General features: G+C 63.2%; 19 protein-coding genes and 1 tRNA gene. 9 read left to right on the top strand and 11 right to left on the bottom strand.

Annotation, left to right across the window (positions count from 1 at the left end; all coding sequences use genetic code 11):
- Nucleotides 1-2: 2 nt before the first annotated feature.
- On the bottom strand, nt 3-1,502 hold the full coding sequence (locus B4L76_RS08720) for a purine-cytosine permease family protein (RefSeq protein WP_296231834.1): 1,500 nt from the start codon (nt 1,500-1,502) through the stop codon (nt 3-5).
- Nucleotides 1,503-1,598: 96 nt separating this feature from the next.
- Entirely contained in the window at nt 1,599-1,988 is a 390-nt protein-coding gene (locus B4L76_RS08715; protein ID WP_296231832.1) for a YybH family protein, read from the bottom strand.
- Between the two features lie 467 nt (nt 1,989-2,455).
- Here B4L76_RS08715 and ycaC point away from each other — a divergent pair, with 467 nt between their 5' ends.
- The 7 genes from ycaC to B4L76_RS08680 all read left to right on the top strand — a co-directional run bounded on the left by ycaC (nt 2,456) and on the right by B4L76_RS08680 (nt 10,077).
- A complete protein-coding gene (ycaC, locus tag B4L76_RS08710; protein WP_296231831.1) occupies nt 2,456-3,076 on the top strand; it encodes an isochorismate family cysteine hydrolase YcaC in 621 nt (206 codons plus the stop codon).
- A 172-nt stretch (nt 3,077-3,248) separates the two neighbouring features.
- Nucleotides 3,249-4,067, top strand: coding sequence for a polyphosphate kinase 2 (gene ppk2, locus B4L76_RS08705; RefSeq protein WP_296231830.1), 819 nt, complete (start codon nt 3,249-3,251; stop codon nt 4,065-4,067).
- Nucleotides 4,068-4,103: 36 nt separating this feature from the next.
- The gene (locus tag B4L76_RS08700; protein ID WP_296231829.1) at nt 4,104-5,300 is read left to right on the top strand and encodes a monovalent cation:proton antiporter-2 (CPA2) family protein; all 1,197 of its coding nucleotides are present in this window, start codon (nt 4,104-4,106) and stop codon (nt 5,298-5,300) included.
- 39 nt (nt 5,301-5,339) lie between these two features.
- The gene (locus B4L76_RS08695) at nt 5,340-6,437 is read left to right on the top strand and encodes an AI-2E family transporter (protein ID WP_296231827.1); all 1,098 of its coding nucleotides are present in this window, start codon (nt 5,340-5,342) and stop codon (nt 6,435-6,437) included.
- Between the two features lie 13 nt (nt 6,438-6,450).
- Nucleotides 6,451-7,971 (top strand): efflux transporter outer membrane subunit, encoded by a 1,521-nt coding sequence (locus B4L76_RS08690; RefSeq protein ID WP_296231826.1) that lies wholly within the window; start codon nt 6,451-6,453, stop codon nt 7,969-7,971.
- Nucleotides 7,968-9,065: an HlyD family secretion protein gene (locus B4L76_RS08685; RefSeq protein WP_296231825.1), complete on the top strand. Its 1,098-nt coding sequence runs from the start codon at nt 7,968-7,970 to the stop codon at nt 9,063-9,065. The genes B4L76_RS08690 and B4L76_RS08685 overlap by 4 nt, the downstream gene beginning before the upstream one ends.
- Nucleotides 9,055-10,077 carry a DUF2955 domain-containing protein gene (locus B4L76_RS08680; RefSeq protein WP_296231824.1) on the top strand — a complete coding sequence of 341 codons (1,023 nt, stop codon included), beginning with the start codon at nt 9,055-9,057 and terminating at the stop codon, nt 10,075-10,077. The genes B4L76_RS08685 and B4L76_RS08680 overlap by 11 nt, the downstream gene beginning before the upstream one ends.
- Nucleotides 10,078-10,166: 89 nt before the next feature.
- Here the strand turns inward: B4L76_RS08680 and B4L76_RS08675 are convergent, their stop codons facing one another.
- Together B4L76_RS08675 and B4L76_RS08670 are read right to left on the bottom strand one after the other, a co-directional pair.
- Nucleotides 10,167-11,879 carry a SulP family inorganic anion transporter gene (locus B4L76_RS08675; RefSeq protein ID WP_296231823.1) on the bottom strand — a complete coding sequence of 571 codons (1,713 nt, stop codon included), beginning with the start codon at nt 11,877-11,879 and terminating at the stop codon, nt 10,167-10,169.
- Between the two features lie 143 nt (nt 11,880-12,022).
- Nucleotides 12,023-12,238, bottom strand: coding sequence for a TIGR02450 family Trp-rich protein (locus B4L76_RS08670; RefSeq protein WP_296231822.1), 216 nt, complete (start codon nt 12,236-12,238; stop codon nt 12,023-12,025).
- Between the two features lie 200 nt (nt 12,239-12,438).
- On the opposite strand from B4L76_RS08670, the gene folE reads away from it, so the two are divergent.
- On the top strand, nt 12,439-12,999 hold the full coding sequence (folE, locus tag B4L76_RS08665) for a GTP cyclohydrolase I FolE (protein ID WP_296231821.1): 561 nt from the start codon (nt 12,439-12,441) through the stop codon (nt 12,997-12,999).
- Between the two features lie 11 nt (nt 13,000-13,010).
- A complete protein-coding gene (locus tag B4L76_RS08660; RefSeq protein ID WP_296231819.1) occupies nt 13,011-13,466 on the top strand; it encodes a DUF3429 domain-containing protein in 456 nt (151 codons plus the stop codon).
- Between the two features lie 522 nt (nt 13,467-13,988).
- On the opposite strand, the gene ychF is transcribed toward B4L76_RS08660, so the two are convergent.
- From ychF to lolB, 7 genes are all read right to left on the bottom strand, one after another.
- Entirely contained in the window at nt 13,989-15,089 is a 1,101-nt protein-coding gene (ychF, locus tag B4L76_RS08655) for a redox-regulated ATPase YchF (RefSeq protein ID WP_170028247.1), read from the bottom strand.
- Nucleotides 15,090-15,113: 24 nt separating this feature from the next.
- A complete protein-coding gene (gene pth / locus B4L76_RS08650) occupies nt 15,114-15,698 on the bottom strand; it encodes an aminoacyl-tRNA hydrolase (RefSeq protein ID WP_051095896.1) in 585 nt (194 codons plus the stop codon).
- 77 nt (nt 15,699-15,775) lie between these two features.
- Nucleotides 15,776-16,369: a 50S ribosomal protein L25/general stress protein Ctc gene (locus B4L76_RS08645; RefSeq protein ID WP_296231815.1), complete on the bottom strand. Its 594-nt coding sequence runs from the start codon at nt 16,367-16,369 to the stop codon at nt 15,776-15,778.
- Nucleotides 16,370-16,490: 121 nt separating this feature from the next.
- On the bottom strand, nt 16,491-17,432 hold the full coding sequence (locus B4L76_RS08640; RefSeq protein ID WP_003247410.1) for a ribose-phosphate pyrophosphokinase: 942 nt from the start codon (nt 17,430-17,432) through the stop codon (nt 16,491-16,493).
- A gap of 47 nt (nt 17,433-17,479) precedes the next feature.
- Nucleotides 17,480-17,554, bottom strand: a tRNA-Gln gene (locus B4L76_RS08635).
- Between the two features lie 20 nt (nt 17,555-17,574).
- A complete protein-coding gene (gene ispE / locus B4L76_RS08630) occupies nt 17,575-18,435 on the bottom strand; it encodes a 4-(cytidine 5'-diphospho)-2-C-methyl-D-erythritol kinase (protein ID WP_296231813.1) in 861 nt (286 codons plus the stop codon).
- 3 nt (nt 18,436-18,438) lie between these two features.
- Complete coding sequence (lolB, locus tag B4L76_RS08625; protein WP_170028250.1) at nt 18,439-19,056, bottom strand: lipoprotein insertase outer membrane protein LolB; 618 nt, start codon at nt 19,054-19,056, stop codon at nt 18,439-18,441.
- Nucleotide 19,057 lies beyond the last annotated feature (1 nt).

The following is a 19,057-nucleotide window of genomic DNA, read 5'->3' as shown; positions in this document are numbered from 1 at the left end:
AGTCAGGCCATTTCGGCAGTGGTTACCGGCGTATGCGCGGCGCTTTTGCAACGCACCCAACGCGGGCCCTGGGGGCCATACACGCCAGCAGGTTCGGGGAACAGGTTGAGCAGTACCAGGTACAGCACGCCGGCCAGGCCCAAGGTGACCGGCAGGCTCAGGTCGATGCCACCCGCCAGGTCACCCAGTGGGCCGACGAACTGCCCCGGCAGGTTGACAAAGCACAGGCCGACTGCCGCGCTGGGGATCCACGCGCCCATGCCGCGCCAGTTCCAGCCATGCAGGAACCAGTAATGGCCGCCACGCTGGCCGCGGGTGAACACCTGCAGGTCGTCGGCATGGTAGAAGCCGCGGCGGGTGACCAGGCCGAGGATCATGATCACCATCCATGGGCTGGTGCAGGTGATGATCAGCACGGCGAAGGTCGACACGCTCTGCACCAGGTTGAAGGTGAAGCGGCCGATGAAGATGAAGCCGATCGCCAGCAACCCGATCAGCAGGGTGGCGCCGGCACGGCTGAGCAGGCGCGGGAACACGCTGGACATGTCCAGGCCGGTGCCATACAGCGCGGTGGTGCCGGTGGACATGCCGCCAATCACGGCAATCAGGCACACCGGCAGGAAGAACCAGCTTGGCGCCACTGCCAGCAGGCCACCGACGTAGTTGTTGGCGGCGATATAGTCGGGGGCCTGGGTCGCCACCAGCGTGGCCGTGCACAGGCCGAACAGGAACGGGATCAGCGTCGCGGCCTGGGCCGCGATCACCGCCAGCATGATGCGCGCCTTGGGCGTTTCTCGCGGGATGTAGCGCGACCAGTCACCGAGGAACGCGCCGAACGACACCGGGTTGCTCATGGCCAGGATCGCCGCACCGATGAATGCCGCCCAGAAGCCCGCCTGGCCGAGGTTGACGCTGCCGGCGTAACCGGCGTCGAACGGCCCGGCAAAGGCGACGATGCCGAGCAGGAACAGCAGGCTCGAAGCCCACACGGCCACCTTGTTGACCCACAGCATGAAGCGGAAGCCGAAGATGCACACCACCAGCACCAGTACCGCGAACAGGCCGTAGGCCAGGCCCAGGGTGAGGTCGGTTTCCGGCAGGCCGGCCAGGCGCTTGGCACCGCCCACCAGGGCGTCCCCGGAGCTCCATACCGACAGCGAGAAGAACGCCACCGCGGTGAGCAGCGACAGGAACGAGCCGACGATGCGCCCGTGCACGCCAAAATGCGCGCCCGACGACACCGCGTTGTTGGTGCCGTTGAGTGCGCCGAACAGGCCCATTGGTGCAAGGATCAGGGCGCCAACGCCGACGCCAAGCAGGATCGCCCACACCCCGGCCTGGAACGACAGCCCGAACAGTACCGGGAAGCTGCCCAGCACCGCCGTGGCAAAGGTATTGGCACCGCCGAAGATCAGGCGGAACAGGTCCAGCGGGGAAGCGTCGCGTTGATCTTCAGGGATCTGTTCGACGCCGTTGGTCTCGATAGCGGTCGAGTGGCTCATGGTGATGCTCCAGCGCGGTTGTTGTGGGCCGGCGCGGTGCGCGGGCCTTCTTGTGGGTGCGATGGCAGGGCGGCAAGGCCGCAGGAAGAATGAAGATCAGCTCGCAGACACGACCGACAGGTGCTCGTGGCACGCCAGCCATTGTTCACCGTGGCGGCGGAAGACGATGGTCTCGCGTTCGCTCAGCTGGTGCTCTTCGCCGGCACTGCGGATGTGCGTGGCAACGTCATGCATGAAGATCGCCACCTCGCCTTGCAGGCTGATCTGGGCATTGCCTGATTCACAGGCGAGCACGGCAAAGCCCTCGGCCTGCCACTGCGCCCACAGTTCTTCATAGGCACGGCGTGTCAGCAGGGGCTGCGGCAAGGTGTGGAACAGGAAGGTGGCGTCTTCGCTGAAGCAGGCGAAATAACGGGCGGTATCGTTGCTGGCGAACGCGGCAACGAGTTCGGCGGCGGCTTGGCGTACCTGGAGTGTCTGGTCCACGGAAGTGGCCTCACGGTTCTTGTGATTATGGTGAAGCGATTCTGGTGGCGCTCGGCGGGCGGAAAAATCGCTATCGGCAAATAATCAGTTCAGGAATTCGTGAAGTGATGGCTGCGTTACCTTTAGCCTCGCGCGCGCAGGGGATTAAGGTGACGCCTGATTCCAACGGGCTGCAGGCAATGAGCGATTACCCACACCACCGTTGACGGTGACGCTGACCGACCCTGAGTCTCCTCGCAGTCCCAAACATCGGTATCGGCGGGTTGCGAAATAGGTTGCTTGCCCCGCTCCTGGATCCACTTCAGTTATTCATGCGTCGGCGGCTGGCGTGGCGGCGCTGGTCGTTTCGCAAGCCGTGCGCGCAGCGCCCCGTGCCACCGGCCCCGGGCAACCGACTGGCGGTATTCCCTGCGGCTGAACCTTGCCTACGCTGATAGTCCCAACCTGCCGAAGCAAGGAGACCCGTCATGGCCTTCCAATACAAGCGTCTGGACAAGAACAACACCGCTGTGCTGCTGGTCGATCACCAGACCGGCCTGCTCTCGCTGGTGAGGGACATCGACCCCGACCGCTTCAAGAACAATGTGCTGGCCCTGTCAGACCTGGCCAAGTACTTCAAGCTGCCGACCATTCTCACCACCAGTTTCGAAACCGGCCCCAACGGCCCGCTGGTGCCTGAACTGAAAGAACAGTTCCCCGACGCCCCGTACATTGCCCGCCCCGGCAACATCAATGCGTGGGACAACGAGGACTTCGTCAATGCGGTCAAGGCCACCGGCAAGAAGCAGTTGCTGATCGCTGGTGTTGTCACCGAAGTGTGTGTGGCCTTTCCGGCACTGTCGGCGCTGGAGGAGGGCTTCGAGGTGTTCGTCGTCACCGACGCCTCCGGGACCTTCAACGAACTGACCCGTGACTCGGCCTGGCGGCGCATGGAGGCAGCCGGGGCGCAGTTGATGACCTGGTTCGGCGTGGCCTGCGAGCTGCATCGCGACTGGCGCAACGACATCGAAGGCCTGGGCACCCTGTTCTCCAACCATATTCCGGACTACCGCAACCTGATGACCAGCTACAACAAGCTGGCCGAGTAAACCCGCCTCGCGGCTACACCGTTCCCTGTGCGAGCGGGTAACCCGCTCTTGCAGTCAGCCGAACGCCCACCAGATCAATCGGCTAGGCGCAAAACCTGGGGTCACAACAAGCGAAGCGGCAAATCGCCATGGATCGACCATACTGACACCTCAACCGCCCCAGGAGCGCGCCATGCCGAAGCCGTCCAGGAATAAAACCACCCTTGAACAACCGGAAAAGCTAAGCAGCAAGGCATACGAGAAGCAACTCAAGCGCCTGCATGTGGAGCTGGTGAAACTGCAGGAGTGGGTGGTGGCCAAGGGCCTGAAGGTCTGCATTGTCTTCGAAGGCCGCGACGGCGCTGGCAAGGGCGGCACCATCAAGGCCATCACCGAGCGCGTCAGCCCGCGGGTCTTCCGGGTGGTGGCGTTGCCGGCACCGACCGAGCGGGAAAAAACCCAGATGTACCTGCAGCGCTATGTCGGTCATCTGCCGGCCGCAGGTGAAGTGGTGATCTTCGATCGCAGCTGGTACAACCGTGCCGGGGTCGAACGGGTGATGGGCTTCTGCTCGAGCGAACAGGCCGACCGCTTTCTCGCTGGCGTACCGCTGTTCGAGAAGGTCATGGTCGAGTCGGGCATCATCCTCATCAAGTACTGGCTGGAGGTCAGCGCCGAAGAGCAGACCCGGCGTCTGCAGGACCGCATCAATGACGGCCGCAAGCTGTGGAAGCTGTCGCCCATGGACCTCAAGTCCTACACCCGCTGGGATGACTACACCCAGGCCCGTGATGAGATGTTTGCCGCGTCGGACAGCGCCTGGGCGCCCTGGTTCATGGCCCACTCCAACGACAAGCGGCGCGCCCGACTGAACATCATCAGCCACATGCTCGGCCGCATCCCCTACAAGGACATCACCCAGGAGCAGACGGTGAAGCTGCCCAAGCGCGGCAAGATCGGCAAGTACAAGGCCGTTGCCTACCCGTTCAAAGTGGTCGAAGAGCGTTTCTGATCCCTCCCCTGCGGGGAGCAGCAAGGGTGCAAACCTATGCCACATGACGGCAGCCTGCTACAGGCGACGGTGGTGTTCCTGCTGGCCGTGGTGCTTCTGGTACCGCTGGCTCAGCGTCTGAAAATGGGTGCAGTGCCGGGCTATCTGCTGGCCGGCATCCTCATCGGCCCCTCCGTGCTCGGGCTGCTCGACAACCCCGAGAACGTGGCGCGGTTATCGGAAATGGGCGTGGTCATGCTGTTGTTCGTCATTGGCCTGGAGCTGTCACCACAGCGCCTGTGGACCATGCGCCGGGCGTTGTTTGGCGTTGGTTCGCTGCAGGTCGGGCTGACCGCCGTCGCGCTGGGCATGGTGGCGTATTTCGCGTTCGGCCAGTCGCAGGCCGCCGCCATCGTGCTCGGCCTCGGGTTGGCGTTGTCGTCGACGGCCTTCGGCCTGCAGGTGCTGGCCGAGCGCAAGGACCTTGGCAAGCCACACGGGCGCCTGGCCGTGGCCATCCTGCTGTTCCAGGATATCGCTGCCATTCCATTGATCGCCGTGGTACCGCTGCTCGGTGGCAACGTCAGCACTGCCGATGAAGGCGCCTGGCCGCTGCTGGCGGTGGCGGTAGGCCTTGGCACATTGATCGTCTTTGGCCGCTATCTGTTGAGCCCGGTATTCAAGTGGACGGTCGGCTCCGGCCTGCCGGAGTTGTCGACCGCTACTGCCTTGCTGGTAGTGCTGGGCACGGCCTGGGTGATGGAGCATGTGGGCGTGTCGATGGCCCTGGGAGCCTTTCTCGCCGGCGTGCTGATGGCCGAGTCGCCTTTCCGGCATGAACTGGAGGCCCAGATCGAGCCGCTCAAGGGCCTGCTGCTGGGGCTGTTCTTCGTCGGCGTTGGCATGAGCGCCGACCTGCGCCTGCTGTTCGACCTGCCGCTGCTGGTGCTGGGGCTGACGCTGTTACTGGTGGCCATCAAGCTGCCGCTGCTGTATGGCCTGGGGCGTACGGCCGGTGGCCTCGACCAGGCGCAGGCGCTGTGCCTTGGCGTGGTGCTGGCCTCTGGCGGCGAATTTGCCTTCGTGGTGTTCAAGTTGGCGCTGGCGCATCAGGTGCTGGCGCAGCAGGTGCACGACCTGTTGGTACTGGCCATCACCCTGTCGATGGCAGTGGTGCCTTTGATAATGCTGGCCCTGGCGCGGCGACTGGCTGACGACAGCCCCGCCCGGGCAAGCCCTGGAACGGGCAAGTGAATCGCGCCACACGGCTTGGCTGAAGTTCGGAGGTGAAGCATGCAAGCGGGTATCAAGCTGGACAGCGGCCTGTCGCGGGGCTTGCTCGATGTGCTCATCAAGGCTGGCCTGATAGCCGCCTTGGTGATGTTTGCCTTCCAGACGTTTCAGCCATTCCTGGAACTGATGCTGTGGTCGGTGATCCTGGCGGTGACCCTGTATCCGCTGTATTGCCGTATCCAGCGCCGCACGGGCCTCAAGGACGGGCTGTCGGCGACCCTGGTCGTGGTGCTGGTACTGGTCGTGCTGCTGGTACCGATCTACCTGGTGGTGATGTCGATCGGCGAATCGGTGGACAGCCTGGTGACCTTGCTCAAGAGCGGCGCCTGGAGCGTGCCGCCACCGCCTGAATCGGTGGCGACCTGGCCAATGATCGGGCCGAAAGTCCATGCCCTGTGGCTGGCGGCTTCGGAAAACATGGCCGGTGTGCTGAACCAGTGGATGCCGCAACTCAAGGGCGCCGGGCGCACGGTGCTGGGGGCTGCTGCCAGTGCCGGGGGCGCGTTCCTGCTGTTCATCGCAGCGATCATCGTCTCGGGCATCATCATGGCCTTCGGTGACCGTGGCGAAATCGCCGCGCAGCGCATCGCAATGCGGGTATCGGGCGAGGAGCGCGGCAAGCCGCTGGCCAAACTGTGCACCGCCACCATTCGTGCCGTGGCCCAGGGCGTGATCGGCATTGCCTTCATCCAGATGTTGCTGATCGGTGTCGGCTTCGTTGTCAAAGGGGTGCCAGGTGCCGGGATGCTGGCCATCGTCATTCTCATGCTGGGGATTGCCCAGGCACCAGCCACGCTGATCACCCTGCCGGTGATCATCTATGTCTTCAATGCCGAAGGCTTCACCGTGGCGACCATCGTGTTCGCCATCTACACCTTCGTCGCCGGGCTGGCCGACAACGTGCTCAAGCCGTTGCTGCTGGGGCGCGGGGTGGATGTGCCGATGCCGGTGGTACTGATCGGTGCGCTCGGTGGCATGGTGGTCAAAGGCATCATCGGCCTGTTCATCGGCCCGGTAATCCTTGGTGTCACCTATGTTCTGTTCTGGCAGTGGGTGGCGCTGCAGGTGCCGGAAAACCCCGCCGAGCCGACCGCCTGAAGCTGGGTTCGCCATGCCCGGACGCGCCTGCGGTTGTGCCCTGAGCCTGGTTGCCGTGTTGGCCGGCTGCAGCCAGGTCGGCCCGGATTTCCAGCCGCTGCAGGACCCCTGGCTGCACAAGTGGGATAGTCCCTTGCTGAAGCAGGCCGGCCAGCAGGGCACCGCGCCCGACCTGCGCCAGTGGTGGGCGGTGTTCGCCGACCCGGCACTGGACGCCCTGATTGCCGAGGCCGACGCCAACAACGCCAACCTGCGCGTGGCCGGCCTGCGCATCGTCGAGGCGCGCGCCCAGCTGGCTATCGTGCAGACCGGGCGTTATCCACAGCTGCAGCAACTGCGTGCCCAGAGCCTGTACCTGAAGCAGGACCAGTCCGGCAGCGCCAACGCCCGCGATTCGGTGTTCTGGCAATCCAGCGCAGGCTTCGACATCGGCTGGGAAATCGACTTCTGGGGGCGCTTCAGCCGCGCCATCGAGAGTGCCGATGCTGCCTACTTCGCCTCCCAGGCCAATTATGCCGATGCCATGCTGCTGTTGCGGGCGCAAGTGGCTGACACCTACTTTGCCCTGCGCACTGTCGAGGCGCGGCTGGATATCGCCGAAGAAAACGCCCGGCGTCAGGCGCGCAGCCTGGAAATTACCGAACGGCTGTTCCGCCATGGTGAAAACGACGAACTCGACTGGCAACAGGCGCGTACCCAATACCTGGCCACCCAGGCCACCATCCCCGAGTTCCACAACCAGCTCAATGCCCTGCGCAACGTGCTATGTGCGCTGCTCGGCCGGCCACCCGGGCCGTTGCCGCAGCTGGACGCAGGCCACGGCCAGTTGCCGTTGCCGGACCGTGCCGTACTGCAGGACGTACCCGCCAACCTGCTGCAGCGCCGCCCGGACATCCGCGCCGCCGAGCAGGCAGTGGCCGCACAATCGGCATTGGTCGGGGTGGCCGAGGCCGATCTGTATCCCCAGCTGAGCCTGCTGGGCAGCATTGCTTGGAGCTTCGTCACGACCAGTCACCTGCCTGACACCTTCGACCTGGCCGCCGGGCCCAGCCTGATCTGGAGCCCGTTCGACTACGGCCGGCGCAAGAACGCCGTGCGTGTGGAGGATGCTCGCTTGCAGCAGCTCATCGAGCGCTACCACCAGGGTGTGCGCGAAGCCGCGCGCGAGGCGGACGATGCTGCCAGCGGGCTGGTGCGCTCGCTGCAGAGCGCGCGCATTCGCGAGCAGGCCTCGCAGGCCGCACAACGCTCGTTTAGCCTGGCCAGCTCGCAATACCGTGAAGGTTTTGCCGACTTCCAGCGCGTGCTCGACGCCCAGCAACTGCTGTTGCAGCAACAGGACGGTTACCTGGTCAGCCGCGGCAATGCCGTGAGCAGCCTGGTGACCTTGTACAAGGCCCTGGGTGGCGGTTGGGACGCCAGCCGCGCGCCGATCGACCCGGCCACGCGCCGGCAGATGCAGCAACGGACCGACTGGGGCGAGCTGCTCGACGAGCCGGCCCCCAGCGCACATGCACAAGGTGAAACGAAATGAGTGACGCTGCGCCGACGCCGCCCCCGGCCGCCCCCGATCGCGGCATGCGCTGGATATTGCTGCTGATTGCCGTGAGCCTGCTCTGGTACCTGCTGGCCGACCGCTTCACGCCCTACACCCAGCAGGCCCGCCTGCAGGCCTATGTGATACCGGTCAGTGCCGAGGTGGCCGGCCAGGTGAAGCGCGTGGCGGTGGGCAACAACCAGGAAGTGCGCCGGGGCGATGTGCTGTTCGAGCTGGACCAGGAGCAGTACCGCATTGCCCTGGCGCGTGCCGAGGCCGACCTGGACGCGGTGCGCCGGCAGATCGGCGCGCACACGGCTGGCATCGATTCGGCACAGGCGGCGTTGGTCGCGGCGCAGGCCAACGAGCGCAAGGCGCGGCAGGACGCCGAACGGCTCAAGCGCCTGATCGACGAAGACCCGGGTACGGTATCGGTGCGCCGCCTGGAAAGCGCCCAGGCCACTCGCGACCAGGCTGTCAGCCAGGTGGCGGCAGCCCGTGCCGAAGTGGAGCGGGCGCGGGAGCAGCAGGGTGGGGCGCAGGATGACAACGCCCAGTTGCGCAGTGCCGCGGCGAATGTGGAAAAGGCCCGCCTGGACCTGGCACGCACGGTGGTGCGTGCCGATGCGAACGGCTTGATCACTGACCTGCGTACCGACGTCGGCCACTATGTCGGCGCCGGCAGCCCGATGCTGACCCTGATCGCCATCCATGACGTGTGGATAACTGCCGACATGACCGAGAACAATCTCGGCCGCCTGCGCCCCGACACTCCGGTGCTGGTGGTGCTCGACGCACTGCCGGGCACGGTATTGAAGGGCCACGTTCGCAGCATCGGCTACGGTGTGAGCGTGGGCCAGAGCACCCCGCCGGGCACGCTGCCGACCGTGCAGAACAGCCGCGAGTGGCTGCGTTCGGCGCAACGCTTCCCGGTCATCGTCGAACTCGAGCGTGACCAGTTGCAGGACAAGAGCGGGCTGCGGGTTGGCGGACAGGCCGAAGTCATGGCCCTGCCCAGCGAAGGTAACCCGTTGAACCTGCTGGCCCGCTTGTTCATGTGGCTGATGAGCTGGCTGTCGTATGCCTATTGAGTTGCGCCGCCTGCGCGCGCTGCGCCTGGCCTGGGGCGTGGCGCTGAGCCTGGCGTTGAGTTTCGGCATCGGCCTGCCAGTGCCGATCCTGGCGCCGGTGTTTGCGGTACTGTTGCTGGCCATGCGCAGCCAGCCCTTGCCGCTGCGTGCGGCACCGGCCCTGGCATTACTTGTGTTGCTCAGTTGCGGCAGCGGGCTGTTGCTGATTCCGCTGCTGCGCCATGCGCCGGTGAGTGGAGTGTTGCTGGTGGGCGTGGGCGTTTTCCTGACCTTGCGCTACGCCCTGAAGGGCGGCAACGGCTTGCTGGCGAACCTGCTGGTGATCGGCCTGACCATGATCGCTGCCGCCGGTACCAGCGACTTTACCCTGGCCTTGTCGGTGGTCGAAGCATTGGCCAAGGGCATGCTGCTGGCGGTACTGGGCACGGCCTTGGCCCATGTGCTGTTTCCCGAACCAGCCGATGCTCCGGCGCAACCAGCGCCGCCGTTGCTGGGCAGTGAGCAGGTAAGCTGGGTGGCGCTGCGTGCCACGCTGATCGTGATGCCAGCGTTCCTGCTGGCGCTGATCGCCCCGGACCAGTACATGCCGCTGATCATGAAGGCGGTGAGCCTGGGGCAGCAGGCTGGCGAGACCCGCGCGCGGCATGCCAGCCGGGAGCTGATCGGCTCGACCTTGCTGGCCGGCTTGTTGGCGATCCTGATATGGGGGGCGCTGAGCCTGTTCGTGCACCTGTGGATGTTCTTCCTGTGGGTGCTTCTGTTCGCACTTTGGCAAGGGCGGCGGATGTACCAGGCCGTGCCGAACCGGCAGGGCCCGGCCTATTGGCTGAGCTGCCTGATGACCATGCTGATCTTGCTGGGGCAGTCGGTGCAGGACAGTGCCGGTGGGCAGGATGTCTACCGCGCCTTTGCCGTGCGCATGGCGCTGTTTGTGGCGGTGTCGGTGTATGCCAGTGCCATGCTCATCTGGATCGACCGGCTTCGGCTACGGCGTGGCGTTCTTCGCGGGTGAACCCGCTCCCACAGGTATCGTGTCGCCTATGGGATCACGCAATCCTTGTGCGAGCGGGTTTACCCGCGAAGAGGGCAGCCCAGGAAACCCTAGGGCTTCCAGTCAACCCCACTCTCTTCCAGGTAGGCATCCACCGCCGCACCGACAGTGGGATGAAATGCCGACTCCCCCATGTTCTCGAACAACTCGAACTGCCGCATCTTGTCCTTCACCGGGTCCTTCATCTCGGCAAACTGCAACTCCACCCCGCGCGCCTCCAGCGTCCGGTCCAGCTCGGCGAGCATGTCCGCCGAGGTGACATCAATGCTGGTCACCGGTTCTGCCGCGATCACCAGCCGTTGCACCGGGGTAGGCGATGCGGCCAGCGCCGCCATCACCGTGCTCTGGAACTGCTCGGCATTGGCAAAGAACAACGGCGCATCCCAACGCAGCAGCACCAGCCCCGGGATGCGCCGGGCCTGTGGATAACGCTGCACGTCATGGTACCCGCGGGTGCCATCCACTCGACCCAGTACCGCATGGTGCGGCCGCCAGCCGTCCCACAGGAACTCGATCACCGATATCACCACGGCAATGCCGATACCAGGGATCGCACCGAACACTGCGACCCCGACAAAGCAGGTGATGGACAACCAGAACTCCCACTGTTGCATGCGGAAGATGCGCTTGAGGTCGGCGAACTCGAACAATCCCAGTGCGGCTGCTATCACCACCGCTGCCAGGGCGCTGTTGGGCAGGTATTGCAGCAGGTTGGGCGCTACCAGCAGCAACAGGGTCACCGCCAGCGCACCGATGATGCCGGTGAGCTGGGTCTGCGAGCCGGCCACTTCGGCCACGGGGGTACGTGACGAACTGCTGCTGATGGGGATGCCCTGGAACAGCCCGGAGGCCAGGTTGGCCACGCCCAGGCCGAACATTTCCTGGTTCGGGTTGACCGGCATCTTCATGCGCGCGGCATAGGAGCGCGACAGCACGCTGGTATCGGCGAAGGACACCAGCGCCACGGCAATGCCGCCCAGTACCACTTCGACCATGTCGATGTCGGAGACCCAGGGGAACACCAAACTGGGCAAGCCTTGGGGCAGTTGGCCGAGTACCTTGACGCCCATCAGCTCAAGGTCTAGCAGGCTCACTGCCAGCGTTGCCAGGACCACGGCGATCAGGATCCCTGGCAGGCGCTTGAAGGGTTTGAGCAGCATGATCAGCAACAGGCTGCCGGCACCGACAATGAAACTGGGCCAGTGCCCTTGGCCGGCAAGCAGTGCTTCACCCAGCTGCCAAAGGTCGCGCAGCGGCCCCTGGCTATCGACCTTGATGCCGAACAGCTTGGGCAACTGGCTGATCAATACGGTGAGGGCAATGCCGTTCATGTAGCCATAGCGGATCGGCTTGGACAGCAGTTCGGTGATGAAGCCCAGGCGCAACAGCCCGGCGATCACGCAGAAGGCCCCGGCGACCAGGGCCATCAGGCTGGCGATGGCGATGGCCCGCTGCGGGTCGCTGGCGGCGTACTGCACCACCACCGCCAGGATCGGTGCGGCCAGCGCCGAGTCCGGGCCCAGTACCAGGATGCGGCTGGGGCCGAACAGGGCATAGGCCAGTAGCGGGATGATGGTGGCGTACAAGCCGTAGATGCCTGGTACTCCAGAGGCCTCGGCGTAGGCGATGCCCACCGGTACCAGCATGGTGGTGAGTACCAGGCCGGCGGCGATGTCCTTGGGCAACCAGGCGGGTTGATAGTGGAGCAGGGTGACCAGGCCGGGTAACCAGCGTTGCCAGTCGAAGCGGTGCTTTTCCGCCATGGTGCGCTCCGAGGGAACAGTGCTGAATCACAGCTTAGATGCTGTTTTTTTTGCCTGCTGGCAAACGCTGCCGTGTCGCGACAGCACCAGGCTGCTTCCTGCTTGCCGCCATTTGCCTTTACCTCGGATGGCGCCCGGGCTGTTCAACACCAGCCGAATTTCCAGCGTTGGCTATCCCTGAGTTCTCGCCAGTCGAGCACCTGCTTGCGCTGGCTGTGGACGGCCTCCAGTTCAATCTGCAGAGGCGTACCGTCTTCGTCGCAAATCAGCTCCGTCACCAGAAAGTGCTTCTCACGGTTCACAGGCTGACACGCCGTCCACTTGGACGAACCCAGCTTGCGGGGATTGAATCTGTTCATCTGGTCTGGCCCCTTTGACCACCTGGACGTTGCAGTTCGTTGCTGCCTCCAGGCCAGTAAATGCCGCTGGCGACATTTTGTGCCTGAAGCCGGAGCAGGCATTGCATCTTGCTGGCTTTCGGCTAGATTGTACAAAACCTGTACATAAATTCAATCTTGTACAATTTTTGCGGTCAGCGCCGCAGCGGTGAGGAGTCCAAATGTCCCAGTCGTTAGCTGAGTACTATCGCGAAATTCTCCTCGAAATAGGTGAAGACCCGCAGCGAGAAGGGCTGTTGGACACGCCTCAGCGTGCGGCCAAGGCCATGCAGTACTTGTGTAACGGCTACAGTCTGAATCTCGAAGAGGTCATCAACGGTGCGCTGTTCGAGTCCCGGAACGACGAGATGATCGTCGTGCGCGATATCGAGCTTTATTCACTGTGCGAGCACCACATGCTGCCCTTTATCGGCAAGGCTCATGTTGCCTACCTGCCTACTGGCAGGGTGCTGGGGTTGTCGAAGGTCGCGCGCGTGGTCGATGTATTCGCCCGCCGCCTGCAGATTCAGGAAAACCTCACCCGGCAAATTGCCTGTGCCATACAAGACATCACCGATGCGGCAGGGGTGGCTGTGGTCATCGAAGCAAAGCATATGTGCATGATGATGAGAGGTGTCGAAAAGCAGAACTCGGTGATGGTTTCCTCCGTGATGCTGGGTATGTTCCGCGACTCGGCGACGACGCGCCAGGAATTTCTCCAACTGATTGGTCGAAGCAAATGACAGGCGTTCAGATGAGCGGGTCTGGCACGTTATTGCCAAGGCGCTTTGCCATCCTCGGTTATGGCGGCTTGCTGCCGTTCGTTGGCTTGATGCTGCTGGTGGTCTTTTCTCCCGAGTACCGATCATTGTCGGCGATGATGCTGGTGAACTATGGGGCCGTCATTTTGAGTTTCGTCGGCGCCTTGCACTGGGGCTTCGCGATGTCCCTGCCGGAGTTACCCGCCGAGCAGCGTCGCGAACGGCTCATGTGGAGCGTCGTGCCGGCTCTGCTCGGTTGGGTCAGCACTTTGCTGCCTGCTTCCCTGGGTTGTCTGCTGTTGCTTGGCGGTTTTGCTGTTCATTATTGGCAAGATCGGAAGTTGCTGCAGGTCATGCCAGGCTGGTACCTGCCGATGCGATTGCAGCTGACCACCGTGGTGAGCATTTGCCTGCTGCTGGGCGCGATGGCTCTGACCAGCGATTTTTGAATCTACGTGGCGATAGAAGTAAGACAATTCCTAACCTGAAACTAAATGCTTCCGTTCAACTTAACTTGGTAATTACCCTACGCGCTGCGCTGCCGTTTCGCTGTTGTCGATGTAGAACATGAGGGCTAATTTCCCCGAGTCGACGTGCTTTGGCGACCGGGTGTGAGAGCCCGGCAGTACATCGTGCCGTGTTATGGCAGCCGTTCGTGGGCAGGCTTCGGCCTGGCCGGAATTCCGATGTTCGCCGGTCTCTCACCCCGCGTTCGGCTGCCACCCTGATTCGAAGACGCCCTCGAGGAATACACTTGCGGCAATGCAGGCGAGCCGGGTATTGGCATGCTGGTCAACAGCGTGCATAACGTGCAGATGGGGCGGGCGTTGGCTGAGCTGGTCCTGACCCGGGAGGCGGGGGAGATCACCTGGCACTGATGCCAGAGGCTATGGAAAGCAGGGGCGCCGCACAAAACAAAACCCCTTGAAACCATGGGCCTCAAGGGGTTTGTCAGTACTGCAAACTGCCGCTTAGACGTTGAAGCGGAAGTGCATCACGTCGCCGTCCTTGACGATGTAGTCCTTGCCTTCCAGGCGCCATTTACCGGCTTCCTTGGCACCGCTTTCACCCTTGAACTGGATGAAGTCGTCATAGGCCACCACTTCAGCGCGGATGAAACCCTTTTCGAAGTCGGTGTGGATAACCCCGGCCGCCTGCGGTGCGGTGGCACCGACGCGCACGGTCCAGGCGCGTACTTCCTGCACGCCGGCAGTGAAGTAGGTTTGCAGGTTCAGCAGTTCGTAACCGGCGCGGATCACACGGTTCAGGCCAGGCTCTTCCAGGCCCAGGGCCTCGAGGAACATGTCCTTCTCTTCACCGTCTTCCAGCTCGGCGATTTCCGCTTCGATCTTGTTGCACACCGGTACCACGACCGCGCCTTCTTCCTCGGCGATGGCCTTGACCACGTCCAGGTGCGGATTGTTCTCGAAGCCGTCTTCGGCCACGTTGGCGATGTACATCACCGGCTTGCTGGTCAGCAGATGGAAGCCGCGAATGACCGCCTTGTCTTCGGCGCTCATGTTCTTCATCAGGCTGCGCGCTGGCTTGCCTTCGGTGAAGTGCGGGATCAGCTGTTCGAGAATGGCCTTCTGCGCCAGGGCGTCCTTGTCGCCGCCCTTGGCGTTACGGGCAACCTTCTGTAGCTGCTTCTCGCAGCTGTCGAGGTCGGCGAAGATCAGCTCGAGGTCGATGATCTCGATGTCACGCTTGGGGTCGACGCTGTTGGAAACGTGGATCACGTTCTCGTCTTCGAAGCAGCGCACCACGTGGGCAATGGCGTCGGTCTCGCGGATGTTGGCGAGGAACTTGTTGCCCAGGCCTTCGCCCTTCGACGCACCGGCCACCAGGCCGGCGATGTCGACGAATTCCATGGTGGTTGGCAGGATGCGGTTGGGCTTGACGATTTCAGCCAGCGCATTCAGACGCGCATCGGGCATCGGCACGATACCGCTGTTTGGCTCGATGGTGCAGAAAGGGAAGTTCTCCGCCGCGATGCCAGACTTGGTCAGGGCGTTGAACAGGGTGGACTTGCCGACGTTGGGCAGGCCGACGATGCCGCAATTGAAACCCATGGGTATTCCCCTCTCTAAAGGAAATCAGGCCTTCTGGCTGTGCAGCTCGCGCATCGCCTTGGCGAAGTCGCCGGCAAGCACGTCCGGCAGCACGCCGAGGGCAAAATCGATGCTGGCGTCGAGCTTCTCCTGCTCGGCGCGCGGCGCGCGGCCCAGGACGAAGTTGGAGACCAGTTTGGCGTCACCCGGGTGGCCGATGCCAAGCCGCAGGCGGTGGAAGTCGTTCTGGTTGCCGAGCTGCGCGATGATGTCGCGCAGGCCGTTGTGCCCACCATGGCCACCGCCGCGCTTGAGCTTGGCGACGCCCGGAGGCAGGTCGAGTTCGTCATGCGCCACCAGGATCGCTTCCGGCTTGATGCGGAAGAAATTGGCCAAGGCCGCCACGGCCTGGCCGCTGCGGTTCATGTAGGTGGTGGGGATGAGCAAGCGAACGTCGTTGCCCTGATGGCTGAACTTGGCCGTCAGGCCGAAATACTTGCGGTCAGCGGTCAACGAGACGCGCTGGGCGCTGGCAATGCGTTCAACGAAAAGAGCCCCTGCGTTATGCCGGGTCTGTTCGTATTCGGGGCCGGGGTTACCCAGGCCGACGATCAACTGGATGGCGGTCACGTCAGGGGCTCTTCCTTGGAGTTGGTGGGTTACAGGGCGCGGCACTGTAACCCGATCAACGCCGGCGCGCGAGTGGATTACTCGGCAGCGCCTTCTGCTTCTGGAGCAACGCGTGGAGCGTGAACGTTGGCAACAGCTTTGTCATCACCGTGGGCCAGAGCGACGAACTCTACGCCTTTCGGAGCTTTCAGGTCCGACAGGTGGATGATGGTGCCGATTTCAGCGTTGGCCAGGTCGACTTCGATGAACTCAGGCAGGTCCTTGGCTTCGCAGGAAACTTCGATCTCGGCCTCTACGTGGGAGATCTCGCCGCCTTTCTTGACCGGGGCTTCTTCGTTGATGAAGTGAACCGGTACCTTGGCGGTCAGTTTCTGGCCAGCAACGACGCGAACGAAGTCGGCGTGCATGATGAAGCCTTTGGCCGGGTGACGCTGCAGGGCCTTGACCACGACGTTCTGCTTGGTGCCGTCGACGTTCAGTTCCAGAACGTGGCTGAAGGCAGCCTCGTTTTCGAACAGCTTGGTGATTTCCTTGGCCAGGATGGTCAGGGACTGAGCGTCCTGGTTACCACCGTAGACAACGGCTGGGATGTTCGCGGAGTGACGCAGGCGGCGGCTCGCACCTTTCCCCAGGTCAGTACGCGCTTGGGCGTTCAGAGTGAATTCGGTCATTTTGTTTCTCCAAAATAGCCCCCCGAGGGCGTTTGCGACCAGCGCCAACGGGGATGGCAAAAAAGCCCCGCCCCAACAACCAGTGTTGGGGCGGGGCGCTTTTCGTCAGCGTGTGTTCCGCTTAGCGGAACATCGCGCTGATCGATTCTTCGTTGCTGATGCGGCGTACCGCTTCAGCGACAACCGGTGCGATATCCAGCTGGCGGATACGGTCACAGGCTTGAGCAGCGGCGGACAGCGGAACGGTGTTGGTCACCACCAGCTCGTCCAGTACCGACTTCTCGATGTTCTCGATCGCGCGGCCCGACAGGACAGGGTGCGTGCAGTAGGCGTAAACCTTGGCAGCGCCGTGTTCTTTCAGGGCTTTGGCCGCGTGGCACAGGGTGCCGGCGGTGTCGACCATGTCGTCTACCAGGATGCAGGTGCGCCCTTCGACGTCGCCGATGATGTGCATGACCTCGGAGTGGTTAGCCTTCTCGCGGCGCTTGTCGATGATACCCAGGTCGACGCCCAGGGACTTGGCGACGGCACGTGCGCGCACGACACCACCGATGTCCGGGGAGACGATCATCAGGTTCTCGAAACGCTGGTCTTCGATATCGTCGACCAGCACGGGCGAGCCGTAGATGTTGTCGACCGGGATATCGAAGAAACCCTGGATCTGGTCAGCGTGCAGGTCGACGGTGAGTACACGGTCGATACCGACGACAGTGAGCATGTCAGCGACGACTTTGGCGCTGATGGCTACACGTGCCGAACGCGGACGGCGGTCCTGGCGGGCGTATCCGAAGTAAGGAATCACGGCGGTGATTCGGGATGCTGAGGAGCGGCGGAAGGCGTCGGCCATCACTACCAGTTCCATCAGGTTATCGTTGGTCGGGGCACAGGTCGGCTGAATAATGAAAACGTCTTTACCACGAACGTTTTCATTGATCTCAGTGCTGATCTCGCCGTCGGAGAATTTACCGACAGAGACGTCACCGAGAGGGATATGCAGCTGACGTACTACACGCCGAGCCAGATCGGGGTTGGCATTCCCCGTAAAGACCATCATCTTGGACACGCGCAGTACCTGGAGGCTGAGGGTAACCTGGATGAGTATAAGGAAAATGGCAGGGGCGGCTGGATTCGAACCAACGCATGGCAGGATCAAAACCTGCTGCCTTACCGCTTGGCGACGCCCCTGTATCTGTTGCTGCGAACGCTTATGCGCTCGACTTCTTGATCAGACTTTGCAGCTTGCGATGCAACATCGAAATATTGCTTCCTTTCGCCACAAACCCTGTTTGGGTCGCTGAAAGAAGGGCCAGAACTTTATCAGCTTCGGCTTTGCTTGGGAAGGCCCCAAACACACAACTTCCAGTTCCGGTTAGCCGAGCTTCAGTGAATTTGCCCAAAGAATTCAACGCATTGCGAACTTCCGGGTAACTCTGCTCTACCACCGGTTGGCAGTCATTTCGACTGTTTCCCTCGGGAACGGGGCGCATCTTAAGGGGCAGTGAATCACGTGTCAACTGCGGATGTGAAAAAATTTCTGCTGTGCTGACAGACACTTGCGGCACCAGCACGACATACCACGGCTCGCTCGGGTCGACCGGGGTCAGTTGTTCGCCCACGCCTTGAGCGAAGGCCGCGTGGCCGCGCACGAACACCGGTACATCGGCACCCAGGCTCAGGCCCAGGGCGGCCAGGCGGTCTTCGTCCCAGCCCAGTTGCCACAGGTGGGCGAGGGCCAGCAGGGTGGTGGCGGCGTCCGAGCTGCCACCACCGATGCCACCGCCCATGGGCAGTACCTTGGTCAGCCAGATGTCGGCGCCCAGCGTCGTGCCGGATTGCGCCTGCAGCATACGTGCGGCACGCACGATCAGGTTGCTGTCGTGCGGTACGGCCTCGATTTCGGTGTGCAGGCGAATCACGCCATCGTCTCGCACGGTGAAACTCAGCTCGTCGCCGTGGTCGAGAAACTGGAACACGGTTTCCAGTTCGTGATAGCCGTCAGCGCGGCGGCCGATGATATGCAGCCACAGGTTGAGCTTGGCCGGGGCGGGCAGGGTCAGCGTGTGCATGGATCAGTGCCCCAGCTGGCGCGGCTGCCAGTCCTTGACCACCAGGGTAACGTCGAGGTCCTTGCCATGCAGCTTCAGGCGTTCGGGCAGCCAGTAGCCGTTCTGTTCGGTGTAGCTCAGGTACTGCACCTGCCAGCCGTCCTGGTCAAGGCTGGCCAGGCGGCTGTCGCCATCCAGGGTCAGTTTGCTCTTGCTGTCGGGGGCAGGCAGGCCGCGCACCCACCAGACCAGGTGCGAGACCGGCAGTTGCCAGCCCAGTTGCTCTTCCAGCAAGGCCTCGGGACTGCTGGCCTCGTAGCGGCCCTGATTGGCCACTTCCAGCACCACGCCGCCGGGGCGGCCGGTCAGGCGTGCGGCGCCACGGCCCAGCGGGCCGGCCAGGCGGATGTCGTAGTAGTCCTGGCGTTGCAGCCAGAACAGCGTGCCGCTGCCGGAATCACGCGGGGCGCGGATGCCGACCTTGCCGTTGATCTGCCAGCCATCGAGGCTGCTCAACTGCTCTTTATGGGCGCGCCACTGCTGCGGGTTGCCGTGGCCCTCCAGGGCCTCGCGGCTACCGAAGCCGGCACAGCCGGCCAGCAGGGCGATCAGGGTGAAGGTGATGCAATGGCGCAGGAACATG

It is taken from the genome of Pseudomonas sp. UBA4617 (genome assembly GCF_002386445.1).
Lineage (GTDB): Bacteria > Pseudomonadota > Gammaproteobacteria > Pseudomonadales > Pseudomonadaceae > Aquipseudomonas.
Note: the sequence above shows the minus strand (reverse complement) of the source record. Positions and strands in the feature narration are given on the sequence as shown.

Bases quoted from the DNA above. Each gene is read 5' to 3' on its own strand.
- B4L76_RS08660 (WP_296231819.1), top strand. From the start codon at position 13,011: ATGAGCGGGTCTGGCACGTTATTGCCAAGGCGCTTTGCCATCCTCGGT.
- B4L76_RS08675 (WP_296231823.1), bottom strand. From the start codon at position 11,879: ATGGCGGAAAAGCACCGCTTCGACTGGCAACGCTGGTTACCCGGCCTG.
- B4L76_RS08645 (WP_296231815.1), bottom strand. From the start codon at position 16,369: ATGACCGAATTCACTCTGAACGCCCAAGCGCGTACTGACCTGGGGAAA.
- folE (WP_296231821.1), top strand. From the start codon at position 12,439: ATGTCCCAGTCGTTAGCTGAGTACTATCGCGAAATTCTCCTCGAAATA.
- ycaC (WP_296231831.1), top strand. From the start codon at position 2,456: ATGGCCTTCCAATACAAGCGTCTGGACAAGAACAACACCGCTGTGCTG.
- B4L76_RS08720 (WP_296231834.1), bottom strand. From the start codon at position 1,502: ATGAGCCACTCGACCGCTATCGAGACCAACGGCGTCGAACAGATCCCT.
- ppk2 (WP_296231830.1), top strand. From the start codon at position 3,249: ATGCCGAAGCCGTCCAGGAATAAAACCACCCTTGAACAACCGGAAAAG.
- B4L76_RS08700 (WP_296231829.1), top strand. From the start codon at position 4,104: ATGCCACATGACGGCAGCCTGCTACAGGCGACGGTGGTGTTCCTGCTG.
- ispE (WP_296231813.1), bottom strand. From the start codon at position 18,435: ATGCACACGCTGACCCTGCCCGCCCCGGCCAAGCTCAACCTGTGGCTG.
- B4L76_RS08685 (WP_296231825.1), top strand. From the start codon at position 7,968: ATGAGTGACGCTGCGCCGACGCCGCCCCCGGCCGCCCCCGATCGCGGC.
- B4L76_RS08695 (WP_296231827.1), top strand. From the start codon at position 5,340: ATGCAAGCGGGTATCAAGCTGGACAGCGGCCTGTCGCGGGGCTTGCTC.
- lolB (WP_170028250.1), bottom strand. From the start codon at position 19,056: ATGTTCCTGCGCCATTGCATCACCTTCACCCTGATCGCCCTGCTGGCC.
- ychF (WP_170028247.1), bottom strand. From the start codon at position 15,089: ATGGGTTTCAATTGCGGCATCGTCGGCCTGCCCAACGTCGGCAAGTCC.
- B4L76_RS08670 (WP_296231822.1), bottom strand. From the start codon at position 12,238: ATGAACAGATTCAATCCCCGCAAGCTGGGTTCGTCCAAGTGGACGGCG.
- B4L76_RS08690 (WP_296231826.1), top strand. From the start codon at position 6,451: ATGCCCGGACGCGCCTGCGGTTGTGCCCTGAGCCTGGTTGCCGTGTTG.
- B4L76_RS08680 (WP_296231824.1), top strand. From the start codon at position 9,055: ATGCCTATTGAGTTGCGCCGCCTGCGCGCGCTGCGCCTGGCCTGGGGC.